Annotated in this window: 14 protein-coding genes and 1 pseudogene; 8 read left to right on the top strand and 7 right to left on the bottom strand. The window is 69.6% G+C overall.

Features of this window, described 5'->3' with window-relative positions:
* Window positions 1–218 precede the first annotated feature (218 nt).
* The 5 genes from ACFIF2_RS35270 to ACFIF2_RS35250 all read left to right on the top strand — a co-directional run bounded on the left by ACFIF2_RS35270 (window position 219) and on the right by ACFIF2_RS35250 (window position 8,345).
* Window positions 219–2,459 (top strand): LLM class flavin-dependent oxidoreductase, encoded by a 2,241-nt coding sequence (locus tag ACFIF2_RS35270; RefSeq protein ID WP_395577379.1) that lies wholly within the window; start codon window positions 219–221, stop codon window positions 2,457–2,459.
* Window positions 2,456–3,358 (top strand): LLM class flavin-dependent oxidoreductase, encoded by a 903-nt coding sequence (locus tag ACFIF2_RS35265; RefSeq protein WP_395577378.1) that lies wholly within the window; start codon window positions 2,456–2,458, stop codon window positions 3,356–3,358. The genes ACFIF2_RS35270 and ACFIF2_RS35265 overlap by 4 nt, the downstream gene beginning before the upstream one ends.
* Window positions 3,359–3,417: 59 nt before the next feature.
* Window positions 3,418–6,129, top strand: coding sequence for an AAA family ATPase (locus ACFIF2_RS35260; protein WP_395577377.1), 2,712 nt, complete (start codon window positions 3,418–3,420; stop codon window positions 6,127–6,129).
* 158 nt (window positions 6,130–6,287) lie between these two features.
* Window positions 6,288–7,727 (top strand): aldehyde dehydrogenase family protein, encoded by a 1,440-nt coding sequence (locus ACFIF2_RS35255; RefSeq protein ID WP_395577376.1) that lies wholly within the window; start codon window positions 6,288–6,290, stop codon window positions 7,725–7,727.
* A 27-nt stretch (window positions 7,728–7,754) separates the two neighbouring features.
* Window positions 7,755–8,345, top strand: coding sequence for an antibiotic biosynthesis monooxygenase (locus ACFIF2_RS35250; protein ID WP_076974009.1), 591 nt, complete (start codon window positions 7,755–7,757; stop codon window positions 8,343–8,345).
* A gap of 119 nt (window positions 8,346–8,464) precedes the next feature.
* On the opposite strand, the gene ACFIF2_RS35245 is transcribed toward ACFIF2_RS35250, so the two are convergent.
* The 7 genes from ACFIF2_RS35245 to ACFIF2_RS35215 form a co-directional block, all read right to left on the bottom strand.
* Complete coding sequence (locus ACFIF2_RS35245) at window positions 8,465–9,592, bottom strand: Gfo/Idh/MocA family protein (protein WP_395577375.1); 1,128 nt, start codon at window positions 9,590–9,592, stop codon at window positions 8,465–8,467.
* 155 nt (window positions 9,593–9,747) lie between these two features.
* The gene (locus tag ACFIF2_RS35240) at window positions 9,748–10,470 is read right to left on the bottom strand and encodes an alpha/beta fold hydrolase (protein WP_395577374.1); all 723 of its coding nucleotides are present in this window, start codon (window positions 10,468–10,470) and stop codon (window positions 9,748–9,750) included.
* 56 nt (window positions 10,471–10,526) lie between these two features.
* Window positions 10,527–11,432, bottom strand: a complete 906-nt coding sequence (locus ACFIF2_RS35235) for an NADP-dependent oxidoreductase (RefSeq protein ID WP_395577373.1) — start codon at window positions 11,430–11,432, stop codon at window positions 10,527–10,529.
* A gap of 49 nt (window positions 11,433–11,481) precedes the next feature.
* A complete protein-coding gene (locus ACFIF2_RS35230) occupies window positions 11,482–12,564 on the bottom strand; it encodes an MBL fold metallo-hydrolase (RefSeq protein WP_395577372.1) in 1,083 nt (360 codons plus the stop codon).
* Window positions 12,565–12,611: 47 nt separating this feature from the next.
* Window positions 12,612–13,727: an NAD(P)-dependent alcohol dehydrogenase gene (locus tag ACFIF2_RS35225; protein ID WP_395577371.1), complete on the bottom strand. Its 1,116-nt coding sequence runs from the start codon at window positions 13,725–13,727 to the stop codon at window positions 12,612–12,614.
* Window positions 13,728–13,920: 193 nt separating this feature from the next.
* On the bottom strand, window positions 13,921–15,012 hold the full coding sequence (locus tag ACFIF2_RS35220) for a Gfo/Idh/MocA family protein (protein ID WP_395577370.1): 1,092 nt from the start codon (window positions 15,010–15,012) through the stop codon (window positions 13,921–13,923).
* Between the two features lie 77 nt (window positions 15,013–15,089).
* Entirely contained in the window at window positions 15,090–16,061 is a 972-nt protein-coding gene (locus ACFIF2_RS35215; protein ID WP_395577369.1) for an aldo/keto reductase, read from the bottom strand.
* 110 nt (window positions 16,062–16,171) lie between these two features.
* Here ACFIF2_RS35215 and ACFIF2_RS35210 point away from each other — a divergent pair, with 110 nt between their 5' ends.
* From ACFIF2_RS35210 to ACFIF2_RS35200, 3 genes and pseudogenes are all read left to right on the top strand, one after another.
* Complete coding sequence (locus ACFIF2_RS35210) at window positions 16,172–16,807, top strand: MarR family winged helix-turn-helix transcriptional regulator (RefSeq protein WP_395577368.1); 636 nt, start codon at window positions 16,172–16,174, stop codon at window positions 16,805–16,807.
* Between the two features lie 732 nt (window positions 16,808–17,539).
* Window positions 17,540–18,172 (top strand): annotated as a pseudogene (locus tag ACFIF2_RS35205) (ion transporter); the annotation flags it as partial.
* 46 nt (window positions 18,173–18,218) lie between these two features.
* On the top strand, window positions 18,219–18,482 hold the full coding sequence (locus ACFIF2_RS35200) for a GlsB/YeaQ/YmgE family stress response membrane protein (protein ID WP_395577367.1): 264 nt from the start codon (window positions 18,219–18,221) through the stop codon (window positions 18,480–18,482).
* The last annotated feature ends 719 nt before the right edge of the window (window positions 18,483–19,201 follow it).

Raw genomic sequence — 19,201 nt, 5'->3', positions numbered from 1 at the left:
GCTGCGGCACACGTCGTCGTCGATGTGTTCGTAGCCCGCTTCCGGGCGGTTCTGGTCCGCGGTGGCGGAGGAATCATCGGGCTGTCGAGGACCGGTCATACGGTCACGATACTGGAGCCTGTCACTTTTGATGACCTGGTCATGTCCCGCTTGTCGCCAGTGATCATCGCCGTGCAGCCTTGGCCCATGAATGCACACTCGGCCTGTCACCACGCGCTATGAACTACGGGCACGCGCTGAGATTCGGGCTGCACCTGCCCTCCGACGCCGACTGCGGACCCGGCCGGTTGGTCGAAGTGGCGGGCCTGGCCGAGCAGTGGGGACTGGACTTGCTGGTCGTCCCGGCCGGAACCGCCGGCGACGATCTCGAACCGTCGACCGTGGCGGCCTGGATCGCCGGGGCGACGGTCTCTCTCGGACTGGTGCTGGAGGCACGCCCCGACACCCTCCATCCGGCGATGCTCGCGCGAGCCGTCGCGGGCCTGGACCGGCTCACCGAAGGCAGGGTCGAACTGGCTTTCCGGGCGGGCCCGTCAGTCGCCGCGTCCGGGACAGCCGATTCGGTCGCGGCACTGGGTGAGGCGATCGCCGTCGTCCGCGAGCTCTGGAACGTCCTCGACCGTGGCCTCGGCCGGTTCACCGGCCGCTTCTACCGTCTCGCGGGAGCTGAGAAGGCCGCGCCCGCGCACGACGTGCCGATCTCCGTGGACGGCCAGGACCAAGACCTGCTCCGGCTGGTCGGACTGCGGGCTGACGAGTGGTCGACGGGGTGCGACACCGCCACGCTGACACAGGGCAACCGCGCGGTCGACGAGGCGGCGCGAGGGGCCGGCCGTGATCCCCGCGAGATCCGCAGACGGGTCACGATCCGCGGTGGCTTCGGCGAGCGGACAGGCAGGTTCACCGGGACCGCCGCGGACTGGGTGAACGATCTGCTGCCACTCGTCGTCGAGCACGGGGTGGGCACCATCGTGCTCGACACCGAGGAGCGAGACGTCGCGGCAGGCTTCGCGAGCGAGGTCGCCCCGGCCCTGCGGGCGGCCGTGGACGCGGTGCTTTCGCGCGGATGGTCGGGCGCGCGGGTCCGGCGGTCCGCCGTGCGCGCCAGGCGCCGGCCGGGGATCGACTACGAGGGCGCTCCACCGGAGATGGCCGAGGTCGTCGAGCCCGGTGATCCGGCCTACGCCCGGCTGCGGTCCGGATACCTGCGCGGCGGCGCGCCCGGCATCATCCTGCGGGCGGCGACGAACGAGCAGGTGACACAGGCGCTCGCGTTCGCCTGCCGGCACCCCGGCGTGGCCCTGTCTCGGCGAAGCGCAGGACACGGGGTCTCCGGCCGCTCCACCAATGACGGCGGGATCGTCATCGACGTGTCACTGATGAACGCGATCGAGGTGCTCGACAGGAAGACACGCCGGGTGCGCATCGGCCCGGGTGCGCGCTGGGCCGAGGTGGCGGCCGCACTGGAGCCCTACGGCTGGGCGTTGAGTTCGGGCGACTACGGGGGCGTCGGGGTGGGCGGCCTCGCCACGGCGGGGGGCATCGGGTACCTCGCGCGCGGGCACGGACTCACCATCGACCGCCTGCGGGCCGTGGAGATGGTGCTCGCGGACGGCTCCGTCGTACGGGCCGACGATGCGGAGAACCCCGATCTCTTCTGGGCCGTGCGAGGGGCGGGCGCGAACTTCGGGATCGTCACTGCCTTCGAGTTCGAGGCCGACGACGTGGGCGCGGTCGCCTTCGCCCGGCTCACCCAGGACGCGAGCGACCTCGAACGCTACCTCGTCGAGTGGGGCCGGGCGGTCGAGGACTCACCGCGGGACCTCACCAGCTTCGTCATCGTGCCGCCCCCGCGCGGCGGACGACCGGCGCTCGCGGTGAGCCACACCATGGTCGACTCCTCGGACCCGGAGACCGTGCGCGCCCGGCTGGAACCACTGGCCGCGATCTCCGCGATGTACGCCCAGGACGTCGTCATCACCTCCTACGCGGCCGTGATGGACAACGCGAGCGACGACCCACCGGTCTCCCAGGTTGAACCGGTCTCACGCAGCGGTCTGCTCCGGCACGTGACCCCGCAGTTCGCCGCTGCGGCGGCTCGCATGATCCGCAGCGGCGCGATCGGATGGTTCCAGCTCCGCTCGGTCGGCGGCGCCGTCGCCGATGTTCCCTCGGACGCCACGGCCTACGCCCACCGCGACGCGAACTTCTCGCTGGTGGTGATGGGCGGTGCCGACGAGGTGGTCGACCGGGCCTGGGCCCGGCTGAGCCCCTTCCTCGACGGCCTCTACATCAGCTTCGAGTCCAGCCTCCGGCCCGAGCGGATCGCCGCGGCCTGGCCCCCACGGACCCTCTCGCGTCTGCGTGAGCTGAAGAGCGTCTACGACCCCGAGGGCGTGTTCGGCGACAACTTCGCCCTCACGCCCGCCGCGAACCACCCCGGAGGAAGCACCCCATGAGCGACTACGGCCACGAACTGTGGTTCGGCAGCTTCATCACCCCCACCGCCCGCCCGCCCCAGGCGCCGGTCGAGCTGGCCCAGACCTCCGAGCGGGCCGGCCTCGACCTGGTCAGCTTCCAGGACCACCCCTACCAGTCGGCGTTCCAGGACACCTGGACCCTGATGTCGTACGTCGCCGCACGCACCGAACGGATCCGGATCAGCGGCAACGTGCTGAGCCTTCCGCTGCGGCCCCCGGCCGTGCTGGCCCGCGCCGCCGCGAGCCTGGACCGGCTGACCGGCGGGCGAGTCGAACTGGGCATCGGCGCGGGCGCGTTCTGGGACGGCATCGTCGCGATGGGAGGCCGCCGGCTCGAACCGGCCCAGGCCGTGCGGGCGGTGGAGGAGGCCGTGGACGTGATCCGGGGGCTGTGGGCCACCGACGAGACCGGTCCCCTCCGTGTCACGGGGGAGTTCTACACCGTGAACGGCGCCAAGCGCGGCCCGGCACCCGCCCATCGCATCCCGATCCACATCGGTGCCTACAAGCCGCGCATGCTCCGGCTGACGGGCAGGATCGCCGACGGCTGGCTGCCCTCCCTGGGTTTCCTGCCCGAGGGCCCGGCATCGCTGCGCGCGATGAACGAGCAGATCGACGAGGCCGCCTCCGCCGCCGGCCGTGAGCCCGCGGCGGTCAGCCGCCTGCTCAACCTGAGCGGCCGATTCACGTCCGGCGCCGGCGGCGGCCTGTTTCAGGGGACTCCCGGCGACTGGGCCGAACAGATCGCCGACCTCGCCCTGCAGTACGGCGTATCCGGGTTCATCCTCGCCTCGGACGAGCCCGCCGACCTACACCTCTTCGGTCAGGAGGTCGCGCCGCGCGCCCGCGAACTCGTCCAGTCCGCACGCGTGACGTGATGCGGTGCGCGCGTGGCGGGCCCGGTGACGGAGCTGCGACAGCGGCAGCGCCGACGCAGTTGTTCGGACGCAGCGAGGAGACCGCGGTTCTCGACGGGCTGCTTGCGCAGGCCCGCGGCGGGAGCGGTGGCGCGCTCGTGGTGTGGGGCGAGCCGGGTATCGGCAAGTCAGCTCTGCTTCGCCACGTGTACGGCCAGGCCGCGGACTTCGTCCTGCTGAGCCACTCGGCCACCCGGCCCGAGTCGGACCTGGCTTTCGCGGGGCTGCACGGGCTGCTGCGACCGCTGGCCGACCGTGTCGAGCTGCTGGCGACGGCCCAGGCCGCCGCTGTGCGTACCGCGCTCGGGCTGAGCGGTGAGCCGACGGACCGCCTGGTGGTCGGGGCGGCCGTGCTGTCGCTGCTCTGCGGACTCGCCGAGCGGCAGCCCGTGCTCGTCGTGGTGGACGACGGGCAGTGGCTCGACGAGGCCACCGCGCTGTGCCTGGGGTTCGTCGCTCGACGCGTGGGAGCGCATCCCGTGGTCGTCGTGCTCGCCGATCACAGCGATCCGGCCGCCCGGCCCTGGGAAGGCGTGGCCGACGTGCGGGTCGACGGCCTGAGCGACGAGAGCGCGCGGCAGCTTGTGGCGGCCGTGGCGCCGCTCACCGACGAGGCGACGACGCGGAACATGGTCCGGGAGGCCGGGGGCAACCCCTTGGCGCTGCACGAACTGGCCACGCTCGGGGGCGACCTCGACGACGCCGAGCATCGCCGGAAGCGAGGAGGACCGCCCGTCGGGCCGTGCCTGCAGCGGGCTTTCCGTGCCGGGATCGAGGCCCTGAGCCCTCCGGCGCAGTTGCTGACCGTGCTCGCGGCGGCCGAGGAGCACGGCGACCGGCTCACGGTGCAGCGGGCCGGACGTGCGTCGGGTGCCGGTGACGCCGTCTGGGAGGAAGTGACCAACGCGGGCCTGCTCCACGTGGCGGGCAACCGCGTCGGTTTCCGGCACCCGGTCGTGAGCAGAGCCGTCTACGAGGGCTGCGGTGCCGCGACGAGGCGCCGGGCTCACCGTGCCCTGGCCGCCACGATGCCGGACGAGGCGGAGGAGCGCGCATGGCATCTCGCCGCCCTGGCCCGCGGACGCGATGAGGACGTCGCGCGGCTCCTCGAACGGACCGCCGTCCGCTCCCGGCTCCGCGGGGCCACGAACACGGCGGCACGGGCGTGGTGGCGGGCCGCCGAACTGTCGGCCGCACCGATCGACGCCTCACAACGCCTTGCCGAGGCGGCCAGGGCTTCCTGGGACGCCGGGTGGGCAGCCACGGCGGAGCGCCTGCTCGATGACGCGGAACGGCTGGCCCCCGGTGCTCACGTCGCCCGGCGGAGCCGGGGTCTGCGGGGGATCATGGAGTTCGCCCGGGGCATGCCCGAGATGGCGCACCACTTCCTGATCACCGACATGCAGCGCGTCCCGGAACCGGGAACGGCGCTGGAACTGGGCACGCTGGCCATGCGCGCCGCCTGGTCCGTCGGACGCGGCGACCTGCGGGACAGAGCGCTGGAACTGCTGCTCGAAGACGACGTCGCGGGCCGGACCGGATTACCCGGCACGCTTGCCTGGTGGAGCGACGACGTGTCCGCCGACGCGGCGCCGGCGGACACCCCCGACCTCGGTGATGCCGCCGCGCGGGCCCGTACGACCATCCTGCCGTTGCTGCCGCCGACACCCCTCGCCCTGGCCTGGGGGATCGACGAGCCGATGGCGGATGCGCTGCGCCGCCGGTTGCCGCACCTGCGGCGGCGCAGCGAGCGCGCTCGGCTCGCCGCCGCCCTGGCCCAGACCGCGATGCTCGACAACGCTGCCGGCCGCTGGCCGCAAGCGGAGTCCTCGGCCGCGGAGGGACTGCGGCTGGCCCAGGACCTGGGTGCCGACCACATCGCCTCCCACTGCCGCACCAGCCTGGGCTGGCTCGCCGCGGCGCGTGGTGACGAACGCGCCGTCGCGGAGGCCACCGCCAGGACTCTGGAGACGTCCCTCCCGCAGGGCGTCCGCGCGCTGAGCGCCGCCGCGTACTGGAACCGCGGCATGGCCTCGCTGTTTCGCGAGCGTCCCGAGGAAGCCCTGGACATCCTGGTGCGCCTGACCGAGCCGGGCCATGGCGCGGAACACCCGACCTTCGCGCTCCTGGCCGCTCTCGACACGGCCGAGGCGGCCGTGCGCGTCGGCAGAAGCGACCTCGCGGACGAACGGGTACGGGTGCTCGAAGCCTGGGCGCGGCGCACGGGAGCGCCGTGGGCCCGCTGTGCCGCGCACGTCACGCGCGGGCTCCTCGGCGGCGCCCGGGCCGAGGGCGCCTTCCGGGCAGCACTCGACGTGCCGGGTGCTCGGTCCCACCCGCTGCTCTACGCGCGCGCTCAGTTGTCCTACGGCGAGTGGTTGCGACGGGTCCGCCGGCGTACCGACGCTCGCGTCCGGATCGGCGCCGCCCTGGAGGCGTTCGACCGGCTCGGTGCCAGGCCGCTGCGCCAACGCGCGCAGCGCGAGCAGGACCTCACCGGAGCGCCGGGACACCGGGGAAGCTCGGACACCGGGGCGATGAACCGGCTCACCGCCCAGGAACAGCGAGTCGCCCAACTGGCCGCCGAACAGCTGACGAATCGCGAGATCGGCGTACAACTGCGGATCAGCCACCGCACCGTGGGCCACCACCTCGGGAACGTGTTCGCCAAGCTCGGCATCAACACCCGAACCGAGCTGAGCGACCTCCACGCCGGTTGCGAGCCGCCGTGAGCGCAGGGAGGCCGCGGCGGTGCGGGCGCGCGACGCCTCCGGTGGAAACGACGGATTGCCCGCCCGATTCGCTCACCGGCCCTGCTTTGTAGCGTCGCTGACGTTGTCCCGCGGACCCGCGGCGAAACGCCGTGCGACGCATGACGAGAGGTCACCTGATGCCCAAGTCCGAAACCCTGCCCCACGCGCGCCACTACATCGACGGGCAGTGGCAGGACTCCAGCTCCCGCGGCGAGTCACGCAGCCCCGCGACCAACGGCCTGCTCGGCACCTTCGCCGACGGCGGTGCGCGGGAGGCGAGGGCGGCCGTGGCCGCGGCCCGAAGGGCCTTCGACTCCACCGCCTGGTCCCGCGACCGCCACCGGCGTGCGGCAGCGCTGCACGAACTGGCCGACCGGCTCGAGCAGCGCAAGGACGAACTGATCACCCTCCTTGCGCGGGAGAACGGGAAAGTGCTTTCCGAGGCGGCCATCGAAGTCGAAGGCACCATCCCCAAGCTCCGCTACCACGCGGCGCTGGCCCTCACCGACCACGGCAGGGCCGGCGAAGTACGGCCCGGCATGTACTCGATGACCCTGCGCGAAGCCGCGGGCGTCGCCGCGGTGATCGTGCCGTGGAACTCACCGGTCATCCTCTCGGCGCGTTCCTTCGCACCCGCCCTGGCGGCCGGCTGCACCGTGGTCATGAAGATGCCGGCCCAGACCGGCCTGGTCAACGGAGTGCTGAGCGAGATCATCGCCGACACGCCGAGCCTGGACCCGGGCGTGTTCAACGTCTTCACCGAGAGCGGCAACGCCGGGGCTCCGGAGCTGGTCTCCTCCCCGGACGTCGACGTGCTCAGCTACACCGGCTCCACCGCGGTCGGCCGCGTGATCATGGAACAGGCCGCCCCGACGCTGAAAACGCTGTCCATGGAGCTGGGCGGAAAGACGCCGATGCTCGTTTTCGACGACGCCGACCTGGACGCCGTCGTGCCCGTGCTCACCAAGGCCGTCACCATGTTCGCGGGCCAGTTCTGCATGACGGGCAGCCGGATACTGGTCCAGCGCGGCGTGGCCGACGAACTCCGGCGGCGGCTCGTCGCCGCCCTCGAAGCGGTCCGGGTCGGGCCCGGCGACGACCCCGCCAGCGAGATGGGCGCCATGATCGACGAAGGTAACGCCCAACGGGTCGAACAGACCGTGGCCGCCGCGGCCGACTACGCCACCGTCCTGGTGCGGGGCAAGCGGGATCGGGCGCTCCTCGGCCCGACCCTGATCGAGGTCGCCGACGTGACCTCGCCGATCGTGCAGCGCGAAGTGTTCGGGCCGGTCGCCACCTTCGAGGTGTTCGACTCCGAGGCCGATGCCGTGGCGCGTGCCAACGCCACCGAGTTCGGCCTGGCCGCGAGCATCTGGACCCGTGATGTCGACCGCCCCCTGCGCGTCGGCCGCGAACTGCGGGCCGGGACCGTCTGGACCAACACCTGGGCCATGGTCCACGACCAGTTCGAGGAGGGCGGCTTCAAGCAGTCGGGAGTGGGCCGCCTGAACGGCCTCCGCGGGATCGAGGAATTCCAGGAGACCAAGCACCTCGTGCATGTGGCACCGCAGCTCTGACAGCTCTCGACGGCGGAGTGAGAATCGATGACCGAGACGGACGACGTCGGCCCGGCCGACGTCACCCTGCTGACCGCGCGCGCTGTGGAACCCGGCTACGAGCAGGACTTCCGGGAGTGGTTCGGGCGGGTGACCGACACCGCCTCAGCGTTTCCCGGACACCTGGGGGACGGGTTGTTCCGGCCTGCCACGGCCGCCGGGCCATGGGTTCTGATCCACCGGTTCCGCGACCAGGAGTCCGCGCGGCACTGGACGACGTCACCTGAGCGGGCCGCACTGTTCGACCACTGCGAGGGCCATCATCAGAGCGAGGTGGCGCGTCGCGAACTCTCCGGAATGGAGACCCTGTTCACCGCTGCGCACGACACGCCCACGACGGCGCCGCCTCGGTGGAAGATGGCGCTCGCCGCCTTCGCGGCCGTACTCCCGATCTCCCTGATCGGCAACGGTCTTCTGGGACCGGCGCTCCGTGCTTGGCCGCTTGTGGCGCGGGTGCTGATGCTCGCGCTGCTGTTCAGTACGTTGATGACGTATCTGATGATGCCGGCGGTGACCCTCGTCCTGCGCCGTTGGCTCTATGCCGCCACCTCGACCGCGCGCGAGGGACCGACGCGATGACGCGGCCCCGGGAGGGGCCGCGTCGTCTTGCGGCATCTGGTCCACGCCTTGTCCGCGATCTCCGGCACGGTTGACTCGGTGGTGGGGTCGCATGCGGAACCGGGTTCAAAGAGGGGAGTTCATTCGGTCGGGCGGGACAGATGCTGCCGATGCCCTGTTTCAGCGGCCCGTGTGATCGCCTCGAGTACCCGGTGGCGATCGAGTGCGACCGCGAAATCCGGCGCATCGGCGGTTCCGTCGCGGAGGTCGGCGGCGAACTGGGCGTAGAGGCGGGCGACCCCCGCTGCGGGCGCGTCGAGTTGCAGGTCGGGAGCCGCATAAGCGGGGGGGACCTCCAGCACTTGGACAGGCTCGCTGCCGCGGCTCAGCGTGATGGTGAGATCGGTGAAATGGATGTAACCCGACGCCGACTCCACACGCACACTGCCCTCGGTGCCCTGGATCTCCCATACCAGCGCCGAGCCGGCAGACTGCCCGGCACTGTAGTGCAGCGAAGTGACGATCCCGCCGTCGAGAACGCCGGCGACGACGATCTCATCCGGCGCGTCCTTCGGCAGCGTCGCGCCATCGGACAGGCGGACGCCGTCACCGCGCTGATTGGCGACGACGGCGGACAGGCTCTCGAACGTGCCGAGCACGCGCGCAAGCGGTTCGAGCCCGTGGCCGAGCATGATGCTCAGCAGCGTGGCGCCATTCTTTGCGTGAGCCATGTACTCGACCGGCGGGTCATATCGGCCGGCCCACATGTCGTCGGACAAATGCGCTCGGATGCTCGTGCTGAGCGGCTTGCCAATCACGCCTTGCGCGATGAGGTCGCGAAGGAAGAGGATCGGCGGGTGCAGGCCGCCCTGCAACCCGACAACCGTCCGCAGCCGCCGCTCGCGGGCAAACCCCTCCAGCGCTTCGGCCTCCGACAGGTTTCTTGCGAGCGGCCATTCGCAATAGACCATCTTGCCCGCGGCCAGCGCGTCGGAAACAATCTGCTGGTGATCCGGCACCTTGACCGCAACCACCACCAGGTCGACCTCCGGTCGCACGACCAGGGCCTCATGTGTGTGGAAGGCGAGATCGGCGCCCAGCCGACGAGCAGTCGCGTTAGCGCTCTCCATACGAGTCGTACTGACGGCGCGGATCTGGAACGCGTCGAGCGCCTGCAGCGCCGGGACGTGAGCAATTCCGCCCCAACCCCGATCGGCACTGGCCCCGATAATACCGACGCCGATCTGGGTATGTGCTGAATTCGTCATGAGGATGCTCCTGCCATGTGCAGCCCGGAAACGCTCTCCGGGCTGCGTCACGATGATTCGTTTCCGGACACATGCGTGGGCACTCGGGCTCACCATGGCGAGCGAGCAATTATTGCCGTTCGCCATGGTGAGCCCGAGTGACCCAGGCGCAGGTTCTACACGTGAGCCCAGTGGGCCTCGAGTTCGCGCGCGACATCGGCCGCACGCTCAATCATCGGCCAGTGCGAGCTGCGCAGCTTGAAGACGGCACGTGCGCGTGTGGCATTACCGAGCTCGTCGGCGAAGCGGTGAGGAAGGAACGGATCGTCCAGGCCCCAGATCACTAGCGCTGGTGCGGTCACCTTGCTCAGACCTGGCTTCCACTCCGCCCCGACCTCGATCGCCGAACGGTAAAGGGCGAGAATGCTTGCCCTCATGGTGGCATCCATATGCCGGACCGCTTCGTCTGCCGCGTCGCGCGGCATCTGCGCCTCGTTGAGACTTGCTGCGAACTCCTCGAGGTCGAGGTCCGCCATCCATTGCTCGCCCTCGCCCGGCGTTTGCCAGATCTTGGCAAGATAGTGCCACGGATACTCCGGATCGATCGGTCCGCTGATGCCTGTCCATGTCCGCACCAGATCTGGCCGGACAGAAGCGAGACGGCCCGTGAGCAGAGACCCCCAGTCATGACCAACCAGGTCGACGGGTTCGCCGATTTCGTCGATCTTCTCGATCAGCCAATCGAGATACTCTTCTTTCGTCGACGTGAATCCCTCTGGTAGGGGTACGCCGAACCCGGGGAGATCGATCGTCACGATATCTTCGCGTTGAATATGGGAACGGACGGTGTCCCAAAGCCGGTGGGTATCAGGTACACCATGGACGAGGACTGCAGGCATTTCGGATTCTCCAGTTGTTTGTTGTCGTGGTTGAAATGGTCGGTCGGTCGGCCGAGTCAGGGAAGGAGGATGACTTTGCCGTGGGTGTGGCCCGTGGCGACGAGGCGGTGAGCGTCCGCGGCCTCGTCGAGTGGGAAGCTCCGGCCGATGCGTGCGGTCCATGCGCCGGCCGCGATCAGATTCAGGGCTTCCTGGACAGGGCCGCGGTCGCGGTTCCCGCTGCCCCCGGGGCTGAATACGACGCCGTGTCGTGCGGCATCGCGGTCGGCGAGCGTCACGATCCGGTCGGGGCCGCCGAGAAGCTCGACGAGGGCGGGAAGGAGCCCCTTGCCGGCGGTGTCGAGCGCGGCGTCGACCCCGCCCGGAGCGGCGGCACGGATGCGATCGACCAGGCCCGGGCCGTGGGCGACAGGGGTTGCTCCGAGACTCTTGACGAAGTCGGCGTTGTCAGTCCCGGCGACGCCGATCACCGTCACACCGCGCTGTCGCGCGAACTGCACGGCAGCGCCGCCCAGAGCACCGCTCGCGCCGGTGACCACGAGCGTCTCACCCGGGCGAATGTTCAGAAGCCCGAGAGCCCTCGCCGCGTTGTCGGCGCCGATGACAGTAGCCGCGGCCTCCTCGAAGGAAACGCCGTCGGGGATCGTCGCGAAGTTGCTGCTGACCGTGTATTCGGCGTACGAGCCCTGGGTGGCGGAGTCCGGCCACCCGGCGACGCGGTCGCCGACCACGCCCTCGTCGACGCCCGGGCCGGCCGCCTCGACGACACCGGCGAACTCGAATCCGATGATGGCGGGAGCACGCAGGCGGAACACTCCGGCGCGTGCCTGGATCTCCGCCGGGTTCACCCCCGCGGCGTGAACCCGCACCAGTACCTGACCCGGACCCGGCACCGGTCGCGGAGCCTGCGCAACCCGCAACACGGAGGGTTCGCCGAACGAGGTGATGACGACGGCTTTCATGATGATCCTTCTCGTATACAAGGGTTTGCCCGCACCGTTCAGAACGGTGTCAGGTCAGGAAGACCGGCGGATTCTCGCCCCGCAGGCGGTAGTCGGGCCGGGGCCGTTCGAGGCGGATCGATTCGAGCACGGTGTACGCGTGGTACTTGGTCTGGGTGGTGGCTCCTGCCAGCCGTTCCCACCAGAGCCGGCCGTCGCTCGTCTCCTTCTCGAGGACGTGGCGGGTGGTGTAGTTCGCCATGGAGCTGATCCAGTTCTCGGTACCGACGAAGATCCTGTCCCAGCCGGTGCCGGTCACGATGTCGGCGAGCGCATCCGAGCGGCTGAACCGCTCGACCGCCGCAGTCGCCCCCTCGAGCACGTCGGCGAAGTACTCCACGCACAGCTTCACCTGCTCGTAGGTGCCGTAATGCATGTGGTGCCCGCCGACGAAGTAGTCGAAGTCGTATTCGAGGATCTGGGACTGGGCCTCGTACCAGCCGGAGATGTTCTGCGAGGCGTCGCAGTGCATGAACGTGACGCTTCCCGGACTGACGATGTCCACGGCAGTGAGCACCTTCTGCTGCGGTGCGTAGATGAAGATGTTGCCGGGACAGTGGTTCTCGCCCTTGTAGGAGAGCTGCAGGCTCACTCCGCCCACTTCGAGGACGAGTTCGTCGTCAAATGTCCTCGTCGGCAGGGGGCGCTTCGGATCGGGAAAACGCTCCAGGAGTTCCTTGGTGATGCGGTGGGCGACGATCTCGACGTCGGGACCGAACACGGAGGCCGCGCCGATGTGATCGGCGTGCCAGTGGCTGTAGATGACGTGGGTCACCGGTCGGTCGGTGACGTCCTCGATCGCCGCCAGCATGTTCTCGCCCAGCGTCGGGGGTGCGTCGATCGCGACCACGCCCTCCTCGGTCACCACGAATGCGGCGTCGTAGCCGGCACTGGTGACCCAGTAGAAGCCGCCGCGCAGTTCTTCCACGTGGTAGCCGTACTTCTGGAAGTGCTCGCTCTGGAAATACGGGGGGTAATAGTCCGCGGGGTCCAACGGGTCGTCCGCCCCCGCGCGGGGGAACCCATAAGGGTCGATCCTGTAGAAGCTCGGGGTTTCTTCGACGCTGATGGGTTTCTGACCGCTCTGGCACATCGACGGGACGCCTTTCTGTGTGCTTGGGAAGCTGTTGAACGGGTGGGCTATCCCGGTGACGAGAATCGAAGGACCGCCTTGGTGACGCGGCCCGAGCCCGCATCCTCGAACGCCGCGTTGATATCGGCGAAGTCGTAGAAGGACAGCAGTCGGTCGATGGGGAACCGGCCCGCTCGATAGAGCTGGGCAAGGTCGTTGATCAGGAGCGACGAGACGGCGTCGCCCTGGATGATGCCCTGAAGCGACTGGCCGAGCGTGAGCCGGCCGGCGTCGAGCACGGCGCCCGCTCCTTCGTGGAACGCCACGAAGCCGAACCGGCCCATCGGTGCCAGGGCGCCGACCCCGGCGTCGAGGTTCTCCGCGCGGCCGCTCGTGTCGAGGACGTACTCCAGACCGCGTTCGTCGACGGCGCGGAGCGCGCCGGTCAGATCCTCGACCCGGCCGGGGTCGACGAGGTGCGTCGCTCCGAGATCGCGGGCCAGATCGAGGCGGCCGGCGTCGACGTCGACGGCGACGATGGTGGTGGCACCCGCGACATGTGCCGCCATGACCGCCGCCAGGCCCACCGCTCCCACGCCGAAGACCGCGAAGGACGCTCCCGCCGGCACGGCGAGGGCCTTGAGTACGGCCCCCGCGCCCGTCTGCAGCCCGCACCCCAGCGGAGCCATGACGTCGAGGGGCAGATCGCGGGGGACCTTGATCGTGTTCCGTTGGTGCGTCAGGGCGTGGGTGGCGAACGAGGACTGGCCGAAGAAGTGACCGTGCGGCTCAGCACCGTGGGCGACGTGGAGACCGTTCGAGCCGTCCAGGCGGGCACCTGCGAAGTTGGCCGCCCAGACGTTGTCGCAGTAGGCCGCGTGCGAGGACAGGCACGGCTTGCAGCGGCCGCACGAGTGGTAGGAGAGGACGACGTGGTCACCGGGCTCGACGGTGGTGACGGCGGCCCCCACCCGTTCGACGACTCCTCCTCCCTCGTGCCCCAGCACCACCGGCAGCGGCGTCGCCATGCGCTGTGCCCGCACGTGAGCGTCGGTCGCGCATATTCCGGTCGCGACCATGCGAACGAGTACCTCGTCGGACCGCGGGTCCTCGATCTCGATGTCGCGGAACTCGAAGGGCCCGTCCTGCGCTTCGAGAACAGCGGCGCGCGCGGAGGTGGTCATACGCCGTGAGCCTGCCGCGAAGCGCCGCGAGGGCCATGGTGACGAGGGACTGACATCATCAGCGACTCTCTGATCGGGGGGTGGGCCTCAGGAACCCTTCAACGAGTCCGAACCTATGTCGGCCGCCCGTGCCCGCGGATCGGTCGCCGTATCCGTCACGGCAGTGAGGCACCTGTCGCGAGGTGCGGTGGCGTCACTGCCGGACGCCGGTCCGGGCGGCTTCTTCGACTCGGGCGATGAGACGGCTGTTGTGGGCGGCGTGCTGGAATCCCGGGGTGTGGTGGGTGCCGTTCGTGATGTCGCGGGCCAGGCTGGCGTAGACCTCGCCGACGTTGATGGAAGCGCCCGTCCAGATGTCGGCGGCGGTGGGTCCCGCGCCGGTGGCGATCGGGCGGTCGGGCGCGGTGAAGTCGACGCTCGACGAGAGGGTGAGGTCGCCGACCTGAACGCCCGCGGGGTGGTCGCCCGTCAGCTTCAGCCAGCCCTCCGAGCCGCGTACCTCCAGACTGAAGTGGGCATCGGGGGCGGGCACGCCCGCCAGGATCTGCACCCCGACCGGCGCCCCCGAGGAGGTCTTGGCGATGGCGTCGAGGTGATCCGGGACCTCGCGGACGGAAATCGCGCCGGTGTCGACCAACTTCACCTGGGGCCAGAGGAGTTCGGTGCGGGCGTCGATCTCGGTGATGTCGCCGAGAACGGCTTCGACCACATCCAGGACGTGGCCCGCGGCGATGGTGAGGAAACCGGCTCCGGACGCCGCCTTGTCGAAGTACTCGTACGCGCTCACCGACTCCGGGCCGTTGCCGAAGGTCGTCGCGGCGACTCGCGCCGAGAGCAGCCGCCCGAGCCGGCCCGCGGCGATGATCTCCGCCGCGCGGCGCACCGAGGGGTTGAGCCGGCCCTGCAGGCCGATCGCGGTGTGCAGTGAGCCGGCCGCGTCAGCCATCTCTTCCGTCTGCGCGACGGTCGCGCCCAGCGGCGACTCCGCGTACACGGCCTTGTTCGCCGCGAGGGCCGCCAGGACGAGCTCGCGGTGAGCCGGGACCTTCACCGCGACGGTGACGAGGTCGATCGAAGGGTCACCGATGAGCGCGTAGGGGTCCGCGAACCAACGCTCGGCGCCGAACGCCTCGGCAGCGCCGCGCGCGCTCTCCTCGTGCCGCGTCGCCACACCGGCCAGGTGGAAGTCGGGCTGTGCCGCCAGCGCGGGTATGTGCGAGGCGCCCGCCCAGCTCGCCTTCGTGTCCGCGCCGATGATGCCGACCCGAATGAGATTGCTTGACATGATGGGGTGTTCCGTTTCTTTCGCTGAAGCAAGACGTGGTGTGGTGCGCGGGGCGAATCGGTGCGTTCGCCCTTCTCTCACTGGTCGACGGCGGCCATGTCGGGCTCGGCATGGCGTTCGCCGGACGCCGGTGTGAGGTTGTTCAGGCGGGCGATCTGGCCCGGGGTGAGTCGGACGCCGTCGGCGGCGCTGTTCTCCTGGAGGCGGTCGACGCGCTTCGTCCCCGGAATGGGCGCGATGCCGTCTCCTTGCGCGAGCAGCCAGGCCAGAGCGACCTGCGCGGGCGTGGCCCCGACCTCGTCGGCGACCTCGCGTACCTGGTCGACGATGCGCAGGTTGCGCGTGAGGTTGTCGCCGGTGAACCGGGGATTGGAGCGACGCCAGTCGGTGGCGTCCAGGCCGTCCAGGGTGCGGATGTCACCGGTGAGAAAGCCGTGTCCCAGCGGCGCGTAGGGAACCAGTCCGATGCCGAGCTCGCGCAGCGTGGGCAGCACCTCGGCCTCCGGGTCCCGTGTCCAGAGCGAGTACTCGCTCTGGACAGCGGCCACGGGATGGACCGCATGGGCCCGGCGGATGGTCGCCGCTGCCGCCTCCGACAGTCCGATGTGGAGGACCTTGCCCGCCTCCACCAGCTCGCTCAGCGCCCCCACCGTCTCCTCGATGGGAGTGTTGGGGTCGACCCGGTGCTGGTAGTAGAGGTCGATGCGGTCGGTTCCGAGCCGCCTCAGTGAGCCGTCGACAGCCGTGTGAATGTTGGCGGGGGTGCTGTCCGGGCCCGGCCGGCCGGTGTGGGAGACGAGGCCGAACTTGGTGGCGAGGACGACTTCGTCCCGACGGCCCTTGATCGCGCGACCCAGCAGTTCCTCGTTGACGTAGGGGCCGTACACCTCGGCGGTGTCCAGATGGGTGACACCGAGGTCGACGGCGCGACGAATGGTGCGGATCGACTCGGTTTCGTCCCGGCCGGCGCCGGTGTAAAAGGCCGACATCCCCATGACACCCAGGCCGATGCGCGGGACATCGAGCCTGCCGAGCGACGTGGACTGCATCTGTTGTCCATTCCGTGTGGGGCGGGCCTCAGCGCCGCAGAGCGAACTTGACGCGTCAAGTTCTACTCCTTCGAACTTGACGCGTCAATAAGTGGGTCTAGGATGTCCTCATGGCGAGCACGGCAGATGACACGAACGGCCGGCGCCGTCGGCGTCCACGGAACGGGCCGACATCCGAGGCGACGGCTCGTGACGACGAAGGCTCCGGCTCGGGGGAGTCCACCGGTCCGGTTGCCGAGACGCGATGGCTGAACGGCGACGAGCTGGCGGCGTGGCTGGCCAACTCCGCGATCATGATCAGCCTGCCGGCCGCGCTGGATGCGCGCATGCAGCGCGAGGCTCAGCTGACCTTCTTCGAGTACATGGTGCTCTCGGTCCTCTCCGAGCAGCCGGATCGCACCATGCAGATGAGCGCCCTGGCCGCGCGAACGGCGGCGTCACTGTCGAGGCTGTCCCATGTCGTCGGTCGGCTCGAGAAGCGCGAACTGCTCGCACGGAAGCGGATCCCCGGTTCCGGAAGGCGCACCGCCGCGACGCTGACCGAGGCCGGTTACGACGTAGTGGTGGCGGCGGCGCCGGGACACGTCGCCGCAGTCCGCGAGTACCTGATCGATGATCTCGGTCCTCAGGAGCTGGCGGCACTGCGCCGCATCGGTGCGGCGGTGGACGCGGCCATCAAGCGCGGGCAACCCGACGCGAGCGCTGCGGCCTCGCCTCCGGGGGACGGCGCGGTGGACGGCCAGTAACCCACGATTCATCCTGCTTCACAGCCTCCGGCCGACACCTTGATCGTGACTCCCCGCGAGCCCGCCGGCCAAGAGCCTGACCAGCCCTGACCGGCGGGCGTGAGTGAGGTCCGCGCAGCTTGCGGGCCGTGCTGGGCTGCACCACAGCATGCGACCTTCACCGTCCGTGACGACCATCGACTTGACGGCGTTCTGCCAGTTTTTGCCGGAGATGAACTGGCATACCCAAAGCGGGTGTGAGCCGGAATGCGAGGGCGGCTCGGCAGGGGGCGTGTCGCCATCGCCACCCAACGAGTCGTTGGGCGGCTGGCCCAAGATCTTCATCGGACGCGCCTGGCTCTGTCGACGTTGAAGAGCAGCGTCTCGCGCCGTTCGGGAGGCACCTCGGCTGCCAGTTCGGGCAAGCAGCGAACAGCGGAACAGCGGAGGCATGTGTGAGTCGTCCGCGCTCTTCGTCGGCGTGGGCAAAGCGCTGGCTACAGGGCATAACAACCGTCTCCCGAACTCGTCGGCATCGGCTTTCCTCGAGCCGCAGGTGTCTGCCGTGGTTGTCGACAACTGCTGTCGCAGGACATCGAGAAAGCCATGCCAGCCGCACGCCTCTGCGGGGCCGTGGTCCGCCGGTCGGCGGCCAGCGCCATCCTCCGCCACTGAGCCCACAGCGCGCCGAGTCAACTCCCTGCTCGCCGATTCCATCCGACTCGGTCGAGACCCTGAGGAAGTGCCCCGTTCGTGGTGGCCTGCGCGTTCCTCCCCGTCGTCCGGGAGAACACCACCGTGCTGCGACTTCTCCGCCTCGCCCGCGTCTTGCGCGCCGCCCGCTTCCTGCCCCAACTGCGCATCGTGCTCGTCGCGGTGGGCCGCAGCCTGCCCGGCACGGTCAGCTTCCTGCTCGTGGGCGGACTCCTGCTGTACGTCTACGCGATGGTGGGCTGGGTCTTCTTCGCCCGCGCCGACCCCGAACACTTCGGCTCGATCGGCCGCGCCGTCCTGACCCTGTTCCTGCTCATGACGCTCGACGGCCTCGGTGACGCCGTCCGCGCGGGCCTGGAGATCTCTCACTGGAGCATCCTCTACTACGCCAGCTACGTCCTCATCGCCTCCTTCGTTCTGGTCAACGTCCTCATCAGTGTCGTCATCACCTCCCTTGAGGAGGCGCGGGCCATGGGGCAGGCCGACGACCAGGAGCAGACGGACCCAGGCCCGCCGTCCGCGCCCAGGCCGCTGTCGGAACAGGAGCTACGGGAACGCATCACGACGGCGCGCAGAGCACTCGACGAGTTGGAGGAGAGCCTGGCGATCCTCTCCGTGCCCCGCCCGACTGGCACGGAAGCTACTGCACCGCCGCTGCGGATGAACCCGTAACTCGACAGCTGTGTCGAACCGTCGGGTCAAGGAGAGGCTGACGGGCATGAAGGTCTCGGGCATCTTCACCGCGATCGTGATCGGCGTCCTGATCGGAGTCCCGGGTCGCCTGGTCATCCCCGGCCGCCAGCGCATCGGCATCTGGTGGACGATCCTGGTCGGCATCGTCGCGGCCCTGGCCGGCACGGCCATCGCCGGCGCCTTCAACGTCGCCGACACCAAGGGCATCGCCTGGATCGAACTCGCCATCCAGATCGGTCTCACCGCGCTCGGCGTCGTCGGAGTGGAGCGGTTCACCGGCCGCCGGTGACCGGCGTGACACCTCGGCTGCGCGGATCCGTACGTTCGCAGCCACGCGAGCTGGGGCGACAGCGTTCCGAGGTGGCCTTGGCGTTTTTCGGTGAGCGCGGCCTGGAAGCGCCCGGCCCGGGCCGCGAAATAGCCCCTTCCGTGGCGTGCAGTGCTCCTCCTTCGCGGAGGTGAGGGCTGCAGTTCTCGTTCGGTCTGAAGCGCTCGGTTGCGCACGCGGCGTGCGTCATGATGGCGCACGTAGCGCACACTATGCCCGTAACGACGTGACCCGTATGCCGGATTTGCGTGTTGCGCGCTGTTGAGCTGCACGTATTTCCACATGCTTTCGTGTCCACATGTTTCGCTATGACGCACCACGTTGAGTGTGTCGCGATCCTTGAACCGGCCGCGAAGGGCTCCTGACCTGCGGTTTTGTGCGTGCGCATTATGTGCGGTGTGGGCGTTACGGGCGATATCTTGACGCTGAAATGACGCTCGTGACGCTCATTTGACGCTCGTTCTGATGGGGTGTCAGGCATACGTTGGGCAGGTCAGGGGGCGTCAAGGCTGCGAGTGACGAGGCAACGCCGAGGGCTGATGACGCTCAAAGCGGAGTCGTCGGGTCCTGCAGATCAGATGTCGTGGAAGAGACCGGCCAGCGTTTCGCCCTGCAGCAATGCACGGTGCGAGTCCATGACCTGCGCTAATGGTCTTTCGCTCGTTTTACGTTGGTGCCCC

Source organism: Streptomyces sp. BK79, from assembly GCF_044142145.1.
GTDB lineage: Bacteria > Actinomycetota > Actinomycetes > Streptomycetales > Streptomycetaceae > Streptomyces.
Note: the sequence above shows the minus strand (reverse complement) of the source record. Positions and strands in the feature narration are given on the sequence as shown.

Coding starts and splice junctions, on each gene's coding strand:
- ACFIF2_RS35270 (WP_395577379.1), top strand. CDS start 219: ATGAACTACGGGCACGCGCTGAGATTCGGGCTGCACCTGCCCTCCGAC.
- ACFIF2_RS35265 (WP_395577378.1), top strand. CDS start 2,456: ATGAGCGACTACGGCCACGAACTGTGGTTCGGCAGCTTCATCACCCCC.
- ACFIF2_RS35255 (WP_395577376.1), top strand. CDS start 6,288: ATGCCCAAGTCCGAAACCCTGCCCCACGCGCGCCACTACATCGACGGG.
- ACFIF2_RS35250 (WP_076974009.1), top strand. CDS start 7,755: ATGACCGAGACGGACGACGTCGGCCCGGCCGACGTCACCCTGCTGACC.
- ACFIF2_RS35245 (WP_395577375.1), bottom strand. CDS start 9,592: ATGACGAATTCAGCACATACCCAGATCGGCGTCGGTATTATCGGGGCC.
- ACFIF2_RS35240 (WP_395577374.1), bottom strand. CDS start 10,470: ATGCCTGCAGTCCTCGTCCATGGTGTACCTGATACCCACCGGCTTTGG.
- ACFIF2_RS35235 (WP_395577373.1), bottom strand. CDS start 11,432: ATGAAAGCCGTCGTCATCACCTCGTTCGGCGAACCCTCCGTGTTGCGG.
- ACFIF2_RS35230 (WP_395577372.1), bottom strand. CDS start 12,564: ATGTGCCAGAGCGGTCAGAAACCCATCAGCGTCGAAGAAACCCCGAGC.
- ACFIF2_RS35225 (WP_395577371.1), bottom strand. CDS start 13,727: ATGACCACCTCCGCGCGCGCCGCTGTTCTCGAAGCGCAGGACGGGCCC.
- ACFIF2_RS35220 (WP_395577370.1), bottom strand. CDS start 15,012: ATGTCAAGCAATCTCATTCGGGTCGGCATCATCGGCGCGGACACGAAG.
- ACFIF2_RS35215 (WP_395577369.1), bottom strand. CDS start 16,061: ATGCAGTCCACGTCGCTCGGCAGGCTCGATGTCCCGCGCATCGGCCTG.
- ACFIF2_RS35210 (WP_395577368.1), top strand. CDS start 16,172: ATGGCGAGCACGGCAGATGACACGAACGGCCGGCGCCGTCGGCGTCCA.
- ACFIF2_RS35200 (WP_395577367.1), top strand. CDS start 18,219: ATGAAGGTCTCGGGCATCTTCACCGCGATCGTGATCGGCGTCCTGATC.